The sequence below is a fragment of the Archangium sp. genome, from assembly GCF_036388035.1.
Classification (GTDB): Bacteria; Myxococcota; Myxococcia; order Myxococcales; family Myxococcaceae; genus Archangium.
The window spans coordinates 1-13,171 of record NZ_DASVSO010000929.1 but is presented as its reverse complement, the minus strand read 5'-3'; the positions used below and the strand labels follow the sequence as shown (position 1 = coordinate 13,171).

11 protein-coding genes are annotated in these 13,171 nt (G+C 68.0%); 4 read left to right on the top strand and 7 right to left on the bottom strand.

Translation table 11 applies throughout. The annotated features are described in order from the left end of the window. Window positions 1-1,221 (bottom strand): S49 family peptidase (locus VF697_RS38585; protein WP_331103033.1); only part of this gene is annotated, 1,221 nt, incomplete at its 3' end. A gap of 378 nt (window positions 1,222-1,599) precedes the next feature. On the opposite strand from VF697_RS38585, the gene VF697_RS38580 reads away from it, so the two are divergent. Beyond that, the gene (locus VF697_RS38580; RefSeq protein WP_331103031.1) at window positions 1,600-2,466 is read left to right on the top strand and encodes an alpha/beta hydrolase; all 867 of its coding nucleotides are present in this window, start codon (window positions 1,600-1,602) and stop codon (window positions 2,464-2,466) included. A 6-nt stretch (window positions 2,467-2,472) separates the two neighbouring features. Here the strand turns inward: VF697_RS38580 and VF697_RS38575 are convergent, their stop codons facing one another. Beyond that, window positions 2,473-3,036, bottom strand: coding sequence for an imm11 family protein (locus VF697_RS38575; protein WP_331103029.1), 564 nt, complete (start codon window positions 3,034-3,036; stop codon window positions 2,473-2,475). Between the two features lie 16 nt (window positions 3,037-3,052). Further along, a complete protein-coding gene (locus tag VF697_RS38570; protein ID WP_331103028.1) occupies window positions 3,053-4,360 on the bottom strand; it encodes an AHH domain-containing protein in 1,308 nt (435 codons plus the stop codon). 142 nt (window positions 4,361-4,502) lie between these two features. Here VF697_RS38570 and VF697_RS38565 point away from each other — a divergent pair, with 142 nt between their 5' ends. The 3 genes from VF697_RS38565 to VF697_RS38555 all read left to right on the top strand — a co-directional run bounded on the left by VF697_RS38565 (window position 4,503) and on the right by VF697_RS38555 (window position 8,930). Continuing rightward, window positions 4,503-7,325: a pitrilysin family protein gene (locus tag VF697_RS38565; protein ID WP_331103026.1), complete on the top strand. Its 2,823-nt coding sequence runs from the start codon at window positions 4,503-4,505 to the stop codon at window positions 7,323-7,325. 163 nt (window positions 7,326-7,488) lie between these two features. Then, window positions 7,489-8,433 (top strand): DUF2381 family protein, encoded by a 945-nt coding sequence (locus VF697_RS38560; protein ID WP_331103024.1) that lies wholly within the window; start codon window positions 7,489-7,491, stop codon window positions 8,431-8,433. An 11-nt stretch (window positions 8,434-8,444) separates the two neighbouring features. Beyond that, complete coding sequence (locus VF697_RS38555; protein WP_331103022.1) at window positions 8,445-8,930, top strand: serine/threonine protein kinase; 486 nt, start codon at window positions 8,445-8,447, stop codon at window positions 8,928-8,930. Between the two features lie 68 nt (window positions 8,931-8,998). Here VF697_RS38555 and VF697_RS38550 read toward each other — a convergent pair whose 3' ends face one another. From VF697_RS38550 to VF697_RS38535, 4 genes are all read right to left on the bottom strand, one after another. Further along, window positions 8,999-9,742 (bottom strand): hypothetical protein, encoded by a 744-nt coding sequence (locus VF697_RS38550; protein WP_331103020.1) that lies wholly within the window; start codon window positions 9,740-9,742, stop codon window positions 8,999-9,001. Beyond that, a complete protein-coding gene (locus tag VF697_RS38545) occupies window positions 9,739-11,127 on the bottom strand; it encodes an AAA family ATPase (RefSeq protein WP_331103018.1) in 1,389 nt (462 codons plus the stop codon). Before VF697_RS38545 ends, VF697_RS38550 begins: the two co-directional genes overlap by 4 nt. A 108-nt stretch (window positions 11,128-11,235) precedes the next feature. Further along, on the bottom strand, window positions 11,236-11,793 hold the full coding sequence (locus tag VF697_RS38540) for a Uma2 family endonuclease (RefSeq protein ID WP_331103035.1): 558 nt from the start codon (window positions 11,791-11,793) through the stop codon (window positions 11,236-11,238). Between the two features lie 217 nt (window positions 11,794-12,010). Further along, window positions 12,011-12,988, bottom strand: coding sequence for a hypothetical protein (locus VF697_RS38535; RefSeq protein WP_331103016.1), 978 nt, complete (start codon window positions 12,986-12,988; stop codon window positions 12,011-12,013). Window positions 12,989-13,171 lie beyond the last annotated feature (183 nt).

Genomic DNA, 13,171 nt, shown 5'->3' with positions numbered 1-13,171 from the left:
CCCGATGCTCCCCGTCAGCGTCCCCGGCTGCGCCACAATCTTGTCCGCGTCCATCGCCACGAAGTAGCCGCCGCTCGCCGCGTACGTCCCCATCGACACGATGACCGGCTTGCCCTTCTCCCGCGCCCGCTGCACCTCGCGCCGCACCGTGTCGCTCGCCACGTAGCTGCCCCCGGGGCTGTCCACCCGGAAGACAATCGCCTTCACCCGCTCGTCCTCCACCGCCTTGCGGAACGCCGCCGCCACCGTCTCGCTGCCCATCGTCACTTCACCCGACATCGGGTTCGTCTCGCTCTCGCCCCGGGCAATGCCTCCCGCCCCGTAGATGAGCGCCACCGTCGAGGCGCCGCTCGTGTTCGGCCGCCCCGCCCGCTCGAGGTACTTGCGCACGTAGAGGAGCTTCGCCCCCTCGCCCGCGTCCTTCTTCACCTTCTCGTACACCTCGTCGCGGTAGAGCAGCCCGTCCACCAGCTTGGCCTCCACCGCCTGCTGGCCGAGCAGCGGCGCCGCGTCCACCGCCGCGCGCACCTGCTCCTCGCTCAGCTCGCGGCCCTCGGCCACCCCCTTCACCATCTGCCCGAAGAGGCTCGTGAGGAAGCGCTCCGTCGCCTCGCGGTGCTCCGGCGTGTACGTCTGCTCCGTGTACGTGTTCACCGCGTTCTTGTACTCGTAGCGCTGGCCGATCCGCGGCTTCACCCCGAGCTTGGCCAGCGCGTCACGCCCAAACGGCGTCTCCACCGCCGGCCCGAGGATGGACAGGTCGCCGGACGGCTGGATGTAGATTTCGTCGAAGGCCGAGGCCAGGTAGTAGGCGCCCGTCGCGCTCCCGCCCTCGCCGAAGGTGTCCGCGTACGCCACCGCCTTCTTGCCCTTGGCCCGGAAGGCCTTCACCGCGTCGCGCAGCTCCTGCACCACCGCCGGGCTCCCCGGCGTGCCGTTGAGCCGCACCACCAGCCCCTTCACCCGCTCGTCCTCCCCCGCCTTCTCCAGCGCGTCCACCACGTCGCGCACCGTCGTCGGGTCCTTGCCGAAGGCGCTCGAGAGCGAGTCCTCCGCCGCGTACTCCACCAGCGGGTCATCCACCTCCAGCTCCAGCACCACGCTGCCCGGGATGCCCGGCTTGCTCGCCGCCCCCAGCATGGCCAGTCCGATGATGGCCCCCACGAAGAGGACGGTGAGTGCGCCCACCACCGCGAGCGAACCGATGAAGAAGCGTTTCATGCGTGAGGCTCCTGACTCCTGCCGTGTATTCCGAGGGCTTACTATTAACCGCCTCGGGGCACGATGTCCGCGCCCTCCACCAGCCGGGGGCCCTCCGGGTCCGGTCCGTGCAGGCGGGCGCTGGCTCCACGTCTCCGGAAAGAGCCACTGTTCACGAGTAAACGGCGAAAATCGTGAAACCCGTCTTTCCGGGAACGTCTGGAGGGCCGGAATGCAGGGAGGGGTCTCCTCCGGTTGTCCCAATGCCTATTCCTTTGTGGACGACTTGCGTTCCCGGGCCCGGACCCTCCCATGCACGACACCCACTCACCCTCAGTGCAGCCGTCTTCTCCTTCAGTGCGGAATTCGCAGGGCACCCTCCTGGATTCTCCCTCGCTGATGCGCGCCCCGGGTCTCGACTCTCCCTTCTCCGAGTCCGTGCCCGTCCGCGTCCACACCGTGCGGGGCGCGGGGGGCGCCCAGCTGGCCGTCTACGACGCGGGCGACCTGTACGGGCCCACCCTCCTCTTCGTCCACGGCTTCTCCCAGTGCCACCTGGCGTGGTGGCGCCAGTTCCAGAGCGCCCTGGCCCTGGGCTTCCGCCTGGTGGCCTTCGACCTGCGGGGCCATGGGCACTCGGACAAGCCCCGGGGCGCCTACGGCGAGGGCCACCTGTGGGCCGATGACCTGCAGGCCGTCATCTCGGGGCTGGAGCTCCAGCGCCCCCTGCTCGTGGGGTGGAGCTACGGCGGCCTCGTCATCTCCGACTACCTGCGCCACTACGGCCAGGAGGGGGTGTCCGGCGTCCACTTCGTCTCCGCCATGGTGAAGAGCGGCTCCGAGGAGGCCTTCGGGATGCTCGCCCCCGACATGCTGGGGCTCATCCCCGGCCTCTTCGCCCAGGACGAGGTCACCTGCCGCTCCACCCTGGACGCCTTCGTCTCCCTGCTCTTCCACAAGCCCGTGACGCCGGAGACGCGCGGCTCGGTGCTCGGCTACAACCAGCTCGTGCCGCCGCACGTGCGCGAGGCGCTCGGCTCGCGCTCCGTGGACAACGACGACGTGCTGCGCCGGCTCACGCTTCCCGTGCTCATCTCGCACGGCATGGAGGACCGCATCATGCTCACGGACTCCAGCCGCCACCTCGCCTCCGTCATCCCCGACGCCCAGCTGTCCCTGTACCCCGGCGTGGGCCACTCGCCCTTCTGGGAGGACTCGCGGCGCTTCAACCGCGAGCTCGCGGCCTTCGCCGCCCGGTGCTGGTAGCGCCCGTCACACCTCGAGGAAGCGCGTGCCGGTGAGGCCCTCACGCTCCAGGGCCTCCTTGAGGTCCTCGGAGACCACGAGGGTCAACGTCCAGCCCCAGGGGCGGAAGATGCGCGCGCCTTCGACTTTCGTCGGATCGACGCGCATGCCCCGCACGTACCGGTACTGGCCCACCTTCTCGGGCTCTCCATGCTCGGGCGTCCAGTGCCGCACCTCCTCGCACCGGCCCTCATCGATGCAGCGAATGATGCGCAGGGCGTTGAGGATGAAATAGGGCCCGGCGTGGCCCTCCACCTGAACCGGAAGGAATTGCGCTTCCTGGATGTCCAGACGCTCGAAGACTTGGATGACGCGACCATGGACCACGGGGATGGAGAAGGAATCCAGGGTGAAGTCTAGGGCCACTCCGTCGGGCCTCACGGGGAACCGGATGAGGCCTTGGGGTTCGAGTCGTCGCCCCTCGTCGAACTGCCAGGGATCGATTTGCTGCCCGTGCTCATCGACGGGGTGCCTCAAGTGCCAGCGCCCCGGAATGCGCATGTCATCCGTCAACTCGTAGTAACTGGGCATGTTTTTCGCTCCGGCTTCATCGCTGGGACTTCGTGACCAGTTGGTGGAGGTGTGACCCCGGGGTGCAGACCTCGTCCGTGAGTTCCCCGAGCGCTTGCATGAGCATGCGTTTGCAGTGAGATACGGTCCGGCAGCTTTGGACTGCGGTGCTGAGCCTCTTGTACACCTCTTGGTGGTAGTCCTCGGGATGGGGACCCTTGTGACCCTGGAGGTAGACGAGGTTTTCTGACGCGTCCAGGCTCATTCCCGCCTTCGCGAAAATGTCCTCGAATCTGGGAGTCCAGGGGCCTCCGGAAGCCGGAGAGGTTTCATTCTTGTTGGTGGCGAGGTGGTGCCAGTGGTGGCCCTCCTTCTTCTCCGAGCCATCTGCGCAGGCGCTGCCCACGGTGGCGGCCGCCGTGCCCGCCGCTACGCCCGTGACGAGGACGGTGCCGTCGGCCACCATCTGCACCGTCGTCGCGCCCTCCAGCGTCAGGCCCTCGGCCAGGGCGTAGCGGGGCGCGCTCAGTAAAGAGCCGAGGCCCCCCTGGGGCACCTGGGGCAGGCCCTTGGAGATGCCCATGCTGGCCACCAGCATCAGCGCTCGCAGCGCCGTGCCTCCCATCGCCTTGCCGAAGCGCTCCGCCGCTGCCTCCAACTCCTGCACCGTCCTCGCGGACTCGGCCTCCTGGTACAGGCGCAGGCATGCCCGGGCCAGGTGGGTGAGCTCCAATGCTCCCACCAGCAGGGACAGCCTCACCGTGAGCGCCACCACGAAGGCCTTGGTGAAAAGGGGCTCGGGCGCCAGCCAGGCCGCGAAGTACACGAGGACCGAGAGCGCCACGCTGGAGAGGAAGACGGGGGAGGAAAACAGCTCCCGGGCCGCCTCGCGCACCCCCGCGCCCATGTAGCGGGGGGACAGCTTGAGGGCCAGGAAGAGACGGCTCGTCTCCAGTGATTGGGGCAGGGGCAGCAGCGCCGGGCCGTAGCGAGAGAGGTACTCCTCGCGCAAGCGCCGCTCCCACTCCGCGGGACTGCCTGCGCCCTGCCCTGTCGAGGCCAGGACGAGCCGCAGCCGGGACTTCTCCCTCGGGGGCAGGGACTCGTGCAGCGCCGCGAGCACCGCCCTCACCTCCTCCAATCGCAGGGACTCCAGGGCCGGGTCAGGTGCCACTGGCTCGAAGGACAGTCGCAGCCGGTCTCCGGACAGCGTCTCTATGGGTACAGGGTGGGGTGCTGCCCGTATTCGCCCGCCGCCTGGGATGACGGCCTGAGACGTGGCGCACGAGGTGGGCACCACGAAGCACAGCGCCAGGGCCATGCGCAGCAGGAGGTGGCTCTTCATGCTCCGGCAGCATGCACCGCTCCGCCCGAGCGGTCTCCTGCCCGACGTCCTCCCCTCGCTTCGTTCAGCCCCGGGCTTTTTCGCCGTCACTTTCGCTCATCGGGAACACGACCCGCGCATGCCCGGTTGGTAGCTTCCAGCCATGTCCCTTTCCTCCCGCTTCCGCCTCCTCGTCGCGGCCCTCCTCGTCGCCTCCGCTCCCGCGCTCGCCCAGGCGCCTGCTCCCTCCGCGCCCGCAGCCAAGGTCGCTCCCCTCCCCCGCGGCAAGGCGAAGGCCGGCGCGCTCGCCCCCTTCACGAGCGTCGAGGGCATCACCGAATACCGGCTCGCCAACGGGCTGCGCGTCCTGCTCTTCCCCGACCCCACCAAGCCCACCGTCACCGTCAACGTCACCTACTTCGTCGGCTCCCGCCACGAGGGCTACGGCGAGACGGGCATGGCCCACCTCCTCGAGCACCTCCTCTTCAAGGGCACCCCCACCACCCGCAACGTGCCCGAGGCCCTCACCCAGCGCGGCGCCCGCCCCAATGGCACCACCTGGTTGGATCGCACCAACTACTACGAGACGCTCCCCGCCTCCGACGCGAACCTCTCCTGGGCCCTCTCCTTCGAAGCCGACCGCATGGTCAACAGCTTCATCGCCAAGAAGGACCTCGACAGCGAGATGACCGTCGTGCGCAACGAGCTCGAGAAGGGCGAGAACGAGCCCTCGCGCATCCTCTACGAGCGCGTCATGAGCGGCGCCTTCCTCTGGCACAACTACGGCAAGTCCACCATCGGCTCGCGCGCCGACCTCGAGAACGTCCCCATCGAGCGCCTCCAGGCCTTCTACCGGAAGTACTACCGGCCCGATAACGCCATGCTCGTCATCGCCGGCGACTTCGAGCCCCAGAAGGCCCTCGCCGAGGTCCAGAAGACCTTCGGCGCCCTGCGCAAGCCCGCGGAAGCCCTCCCCGTCACCTACACCGAGGAGCCCACCCAGGACGGCGAGCGCTCCGTCACCCTGCGCCGCGTGGGCGATGTGGGCGTGCTCGCCGCCGCCTACCACGTGCCCCAGGGCGCCCACCCCGACTTCGCCGCCATCGACGTGCTCACCCACATCCTCGGCACCCCTCCGAGTGGCCGCCTCTACAAGGCCCTCGTCGAGACGAAGAAGGCCTCCAGCGCCGGCGCCTACAACCTCCAGCTCCGCGACCCCGGCATCCTCGCCTTCTCCGCCGAGGTCCGCGAGGGCCAGTCCCTCGACGCCGCCCGCGACACCCTGCTGAAGACGGTCGAAGAGGCCGCGCGCACGCCCTTCACCGAGGACGAGGTGAACCGCGCGAAGACGGCCCTGCTCAAGTACGTGGAGCTCATGCTCAACGACTCGGAGAGCGCCGCCATCCAGCTGTCCGAGTGGGCCGCCATCGGCGACTGGCGCCTGCTCTTCCTGCACCGCGATCGGATTGAAGCCGTCACCGCCGCCGACGTCACCCGCATCGCCGAGAGCTACCTCAAGCCCTCCAATCGCACGCTCGGCCAGTTCATCCCCACCCCCAAGCCCGAGCGCTCCGAGATGCCCGCCCCCGTCAGCGTGGCCACCATGCTCGAGGGCTACAAGGGCCGCGGCGAGGTGGTCGTGGGCGAGGCGTTCGACCCGTCCCCCGCCAACATCGAGAAGCGCGTGCAGCGCGCGCAGGCCGCGGGCCTCAAGCTCGCCCTGCTCCCCAAGAAGACGCGCGGCGAGATGGTCAACGTCTCCCTCCACATGCACTGGGGCACCGAGAAGGCCGTGTGGGGCCGCCGCGAGGCCGCCGACTTCGCCGGCTCGATGCTCCTGCGCGGCACGCGCAAGCACAGCCGCCAGGAGCTCAAGGACGCCTTCGACAAGCTCAAGGCCCGCGTGGCCGTGGAGGGGGATGCCACCAGTGCCAATGTCTGGATTGAAGCCCCCCGGCACAGCCTCCCCGAGGTGATGAAGCTCGTGGCCGAGGTGCTCCGCGAGCCCGCCTTCGACGCCCAGGAGTTCGCCCTCCTCCAGGAGGAGTGGCTGGCCTCCCTGGAGTCCAGGCGCAGCGAGCCCGGCAGCCAGGCCCGCATCGCCTACTCGCGCGCCGTCTCGCCCTACCCCAAGGGCCACCCCTACTACGCGGACTCGCTCGAGGAGTCGATCGCGGGCGTGAAGGGCACCTCGCTCGAGCAGGTGCGCGCCTTCCACCGCGACTTCTACGGCGCCTCGCAGGGCGAGCTCGCCGCCGTGGGCGACTTCGACGCCGAGGCCCTCCAGCAGCAGGTGGCCCAGCTCTTCGGCGACTGGAAGAGCCCCGCCCCCTACACGCGCATCCCCGCCCAGCCCTCCAAGCCGGGCACCCAGGCGCTCGTGGTGGAGACGCCCGACAAGGCCAATGCCTACTTCCTCGCCGGCCAGGGCCTGTCCCTGCGCGACGACAGCCCGGACTACCCCGCGCTGGTGCTCGGCAACTTCCTGCTCGGCGGCGGCTTCCTCAACTCGCGGCTGGCCACGCGCGTGCGCCAGCAGGATGGGCTCTCGTACAACGTGGGCAGCGGGCTGAACGCGGGCGCCTTCGAGCCGGTGGGCTCCTTCTCCACCTACGCCATCTACGCCCCGCAGAACGCCGGCAAGCTGGAGGCCGCCGTGCGCGAGGAGCTGGAGCGCGTGCTGCACAAGGGCTTCACCGCCGAGGAGCTGCAGAAGGCTCGCGCGGGCCTCCTGGAGTACCGGCGCACCAGCCGCGCGGATAACGGCAGCCTGGCGCACACGCTCGCCTCCTACCTGTACTACGGGCGCACGCTGGAGTTCGACGCCTCCTTCGAGAAGCGCATGAGCGAGCTCAAGCCCGACGACGTGCGCGCCGCGCTCGCCAGGCACCTGGACTGGAAGAAGGTGACGGTGGTCAAGGCCGGTGACTTCGCGGGCGCGCAGAAGAAGGCCCAGGCGCCGGTGTCCACGCCGCCCGCGCCGTAGGCACGGGTCCTCTCCTCTCGGGAGAGACAGGGGGTGAGGGTCACGCGGCCACTCGGGTCGCGAGGGCCCTCACCCTTTGTGTTTCCGGGGTCCGTCAGGCCAGATACCTCAGGGCCCGGGGTGGTGGATGTTCGTTCGCACTATCGGATAGGTTGGCCCGCGCATGTGGAACGCCTTACCTTTCCGGTCTGCCCTGCTGGTTGTCCTCGTGGCGTCCGTGGCCGCTGCCCGTGGACGCGATGTCAACGTGCGGAGCGCGTACATCCACGGTCGCCAGGATGAGCGGGTCGTGCGGTTGTACGTGACTCCCGAAGCGGCCACCGTGCTCCGGTTTCAGCAACCCTGCGTCGCGGCGGGAACCTGGCTGCTGGGCTGGGAAGGTCGCTTCGAGCCGGTGGCGTGTGCCGGGAAGCGGGTCCTCGTCGAGCCGCTTCAGCCCCTTGAACCCGAGGAACGCTTCATCCTGAGGGTGCTGCTCGCGGATGGGACCGAAGTGCCCTTGACCCTCGTGGGTGCCACGAAGGAGGAAGGGCGGTGGCCAGACCAACAGGTGAACGTCTTCATCGAACCGGAGACCCGCGAGGCACTCCAGGAGCAGCTCAAGAACGCCCGCAAGCGGGAAGACGGTCTCCTGGAGGATGTGCGCCGGTTCCATCGCCAAGACACGCCGGACCATGCGCTCGCGAAGCTCCTGGCTTCCGGTGCCATCAAGCAGACCCCGTTCAAGCGATGGAGGAAACGCGTCTTCAAGGGCGAAGGTGCGGATACGACGGTCCAGATCTACTCGGGCAAGGCAAAGGCCGCAGTCCTGTTCACGGTGACGAACCGTGACCCCTCGAAGCCGTGGCGCCTGCTGGAGACTCGTCTGGTGACGATTCGCCCGGGAGAGGACCCGGAGCCGTATGTCTTCGGTGACACGAAGCCGTTCGCCTTGCGCTCGGACCGGGAGGAGATCGCCCCGGGCGAGACCGGGAACGTGGCCGTCGTGGTGGACGGACGCGCCTTCAGGACGGACACCGGGAGCGCTAGGCTGCTCTTGGAAATCTACCGCGAGGACGGCTGGAGGCAGGCCTACGTTCTTCTCGATGAACGCCTCGCGCGCGAGTAGGAGCCCTCATCATGCCAACGAATAGAGCACGTCTCCTCCCCTGCCTCGTCCTGCTTCTCATGGCCTCGGGCTGTGCTTCAGCGGGCGTGTTCCTGAGAGCGGATGGCAGCCCCGGACCGGAGAAGTGTCCGGAAGAAGCCCTGAAGACGATGCGGATTCTTCGGATGCACGTCAGTGATTCCGCCGACGTGGAGCTCGATGCCAACCAGATCGACATGAGCCCCATCACCCTCTATGACGGGCCCGTCGAGAGCGTCCTTTACGGCTCGCTGGGCACGCTCGACTCCGCCACACGGCTTTACGGGCGGGTGTGGACGAGTGGTCCTCTGGTGGTCGTCCGGTATTACGAAGCGAAGCCCCCGGACGGAGACACCGTGCCCATCTGCGCGGTTGCCCGGTTCGGGGACCATTTCAAGAAGCGCCCCGAGTCGAAGCCCGGGACGGCCATTGTCGATTTCTCCAACGCCTCGGTCTTCGTGGTCGACTCATTCCGGTGAGCCGTGGAAGGACGGGTGAGGGCCACTTGGGTCGCGAGGGCCCTCCTCCTTCGTATTTCCGGGGTTCCTCAGCGCAGGAAGGCGCGGGTCATCGCGGCGTACGCCTCGGCATCCCGCTGCATGCGCTGGAGGAGGTCCCGGGCCCGTGCCGCATAGGGCTCCTTGCCGATCTCGATGAGGTCTCGGAGCGTCTTGACCTGCTCCAGGTGTTTCCTCCGTTGCTCGGCCAGCTCCGGGCGCCGGAGTCCCAGGATGCGAATCGTCGCCTCACCGCGAGCGTTGCCCTCCACCGCGTAGGGCACTTCTTCTCGGAACGAGATGGAGGCTTCGGGGTCATCCACTGCTGGATCGAGCAACAGCGGGTCTTCCGCCGTCACATCGTCCTTGTGGCTTCGAGCCCGCAGCGTGGGCGTCTGGAGAGGGAACAGGCTCCTTTTGAACCGCTGATTGCAGAGCGTGCAGGACAGGAACAGGTTCGACCACTCGTAGGTGAGCCAGTAATAGCCGGGCCGACTGAGGGGCTCACCTTCCTCCTGGCGCCACCCCGCCTTGGGGCGGAAGTGCTCGACGTCTCCGTAGGAGATATGGGCGAACTTCGATTCACAGAAGGCGCACTTGTCGTGCTGGGCTACCCGGAGCGACTGCTTGACGTCCTCATGGGCGTAGAGGGCCGGGTCGAACGTGAAGGACTTCGCTCCGGTCTCGTAGCCCCGCGAGGCACGCGAGTACGCCGCGCTCAGAGCGCGCCGCGAGCGGGCCCCTTTCGTGCGAAGGACCTCGGGCGGCTCGGCCGGCTTGCGGACGCGAATCACCTTTGTTCGTCCTTCAGGCGCGCGGCGGCGCGCTGGATGAGTTCGAGTGCCTCGCGTTCGGTCTTCGTCTCCCCCGTGGGCAGAGGACCGATCGCGGATTCCAGCTCACGCAGTCTGGCCTTGTCCTTTGGCGTCAGGCGGGGCTTGGACAGGAGCGCGGTCCGCTCCTTGAGGAACTCCTCGATCTGGGGCGGTCGAGCCGTGTCCAATCCGAACAGGTCGCTCGTGAGGATTTGATCCACCCGCCAGCCCCTGATGGATTCCACGTCGTTGTCGATGACGACGTGGTCGCCTTCGCGCCGCAGAACCACGATGTTCGCATCCGCAGCGCTCTGGACCACGAGCGGGCTGTGAGCGGTCACGATGAACTGGGTGTTGGGGAAGCGCTCGGTCAGATAGCCGATGAGCTGACGCTGCCACTTGGGATGCAGGTGGAGATCGATTTCATCGACGAGCACCACCGCCGGCTCGGCCAGCGGGTTGGCGCTTTCGGGGTAGCGCTCGAACATGCGGCTCGCGAGGTCCACCATCCAAGCGATGAGCGTCCGGTAGCCCAGGCTCAGATTCCGCATCGCAACCCAGCCGTAGGGGGTCTGTACCTCCACTCGGGCCGCTGGGATGCTGACATCGGGAGCGGCAAAGCGAATGTCGCTCACCTCCGGAAGCAAATCGATCAGGAGTTGCTTGATACGATCCCGCCGCTCTTTGGCCCCTCCCTGTTCGAGAGACTCCTTGCTGGCCGCATAATCGGTTTGCAGAAGCCATTCTTCCGCATTCCTCAGCGGTACATCTTCGAAGAAGAGGCTCTCGTTGGAATGAGACTCTTTCGGGGCAGATAACGATCCAGCCCCCATCCGGCGAGTCGCTCCGTAGCCGTAACAGGCCAGATTGAGGAAGGGCTCATAAATCCCCGTGGATCTGGAGCCTGCTCCTCCTGGCGTCAATTCATAACGGATTGTGTCCTGCTGTGCCTTTTCGTCACCCTCCGCCATCAGCATCCCAGCCTTCAGCCCGACGGAAAGAAGGGAACGAGCCGCTTGATGTCGAATGGGAGACCAGAATAATTGCTCGGGGTGGAGATATCCCTTGGGTAGGTAGAAGTTGTCCTCTTCGTATGGCCCACCGAGCAAAGCAGGTTCAAAGGTGGTGAGTGCCTGCAGCAGGGTCGTCTTGCCCATGCCGTTATTGCCGAGAATCACCGTCCATCTCGCCGGGCGCCCCTGACCATCGGAGAGCTGCAGGGTTTGGCTAGGCCCGAAGCAGCGCACGTTCTCCAGGGTCAATGAGAGGAAGTACACGTGTTGGGGTTGAGAGGGGGTCTGGTTGTGCGCGCCCACCCGCCCCCGCCTTGCCTGCTGCGCTTTTCCCCGAGCTTTCGTGGCCATGTCGTTCCTCGAAGGGTGCCTACCTCGGCGCCAGAGGCGGGCGGTGTACCACGGAGGTGCGGCCGGCCCCAGATGGGCCGCTTTCCGCTGGCTGCTCATGTCTCGGGCTCACTCCTCCCAGAGCAGTGCCAGCTCCAGCGAGAGGGCCTCGAAGGGCTCGGCGCGGACCTGGTCCTGGCCGGTGTGAGTGCCCCGCGGTTTCCAGCGGCTGCCTTCCAACCCGTACACTTCCAATTCCTGCCGCAGCGGGTCCACCAGCCAGAGGTGGCGCACGCCCTCCCGGGCGTAGACCTTCATCTTCTTCTCCCGATCCAGCTTCACCGTGGACGGAGAGAGCACCTCGCAGACCCAGTCAGGTGCCAGGGTGAAGCCCACCACTCGTGGCATTTTCGGCATGCGCTCCCGGCGCCAGCCCGCGATGTCCGGCACGAGCACGTCCTCGCCCAGGTGCAGCTCCGGCTCGAACAGCAGGCGCCAGCCTCCAGGTCCGCCTTGTCCCCTACCGAAGGGGCCTCGCAGCTCGCCGAAGAGCTCCGAAGTCGCCACCGCGTGGAGCGAGGCCGGTCGGGGACTCACGTACAGCTCGCCGTCCACCAGCTCCGCCACCTGGTGCGGCGGCACGGCCTCCAGGTCCGCGTAGGTTGCTTTCCTCCGGCCGCCGCCCATGTCCGGAGCATGGGCAGCCGGCCGTGCCTCTTCAAGAGGGCTCCGGGGAGCCCCGCTGGCTTCAGGGTTCATACGGACAGATTACTGTCTACCTGACGCATTGTGTAGCCCCGGGTGACTGGAAAGGTCACCTCCCTCGCGGTGTCGCAGTCCAGGTGCGTTCGCGAGCGACTGTCTCCTCGGATGCTCACACGCCCAGAGGGTCAGCCGGTTGTCGTCACCACGTCCGCGCCCAGGCCGGGGCGACGCGGTGCTCGGGCGTGTTCCCGTTGAGGTCGGCCAGCTCCCTCGGTGTCCACGCGCCCCCCGCTCCCGGTTCCGCCGCGAACACCTTCCCGCCTCCGACGTACACCAGCCTCCCTCGCGCGTCCCAGTCCGCCCACTCCGCCGAGGGCAGCGGCGTCGACTCGCCCGTGCTCGCCTCCCTCACGCTGAAGCCGTAGTGCGTCCGGAACTCCCGAAGCTCCTTCGTCATCACCAGCGTGAAGCGCGCCGCCGGGCCGGCCTTCTCGCGCACCTCGGGTTGCTCCGTCACGTAGCCGGCCCGCGTGCTCAGCGTGTAGAGCTGCTTCTCCAGCGACTCGGCCAGCATCTCGTCGGACGAGAGCCCCCGGGCCCGCATCTCCTCGTAGGCCAGCGCGAAGTCGCTCTGGACGAAGCGCCCCTTCCACTCGCGCTCCAGCCGCCAGCCGTCTCGCGACAGCCGCCGGGCGAGCACCGTGTCGTCCTCTCCCCGCTCCCCCTCGTTGCACCTCACCTCGAGCCCCCTCGGCGGGTGTCGCTCGTGCGCTCGCGCCTGCGTCTGGAAGTGGTTCAGCCACACGCGCGTCTCCGTCTCGAAGAGCCCTCCCCCGTTCCAGCAGTCGCCCTTGGGCCAGAGCGCCAGGGCCGTGAGGTACGGCGGCCGGCTGAGCGCCGTCCACGCATACGTGTACTCCCTGTCCTGGAGCGTCCGCGCGTTCATCTTCCGCGCGAAGTAGAGGAGCTTCGTCCCGTCCGGCGACAGGTCGGCCCGCTTCTCGTACAGCCGGCCCTTGAACCACTGTCCCGGCTCGAAGGTGTCCTCGGCGAGGTTCCAGCGCACCAGCTGCGTCCACTGCGTGGGGCCACGTCGGAAGAGCACTCCGAGGGGCGCCTCGCGGGCGAGGAGGAAGTACAGGCGGCACGGCGGCCGCTCCCGAGGGGTCTTGCTCATGGCACCGTCAAGCCGCTCGGAGGAGGAAGGCGTCCAGCGCCGCGTTGAAGCCCTCCGGGTCGTCCATCATCAGCCAGTGGCTCACCCCCGAGAGCGCCTTCACCTCGATTCCGGGCACCCGGCGGTGCAGCGCCCTGGCTCCGAACGCCTCCAGCGTGTGGGCCGCGGCGATGACGAGCCGCG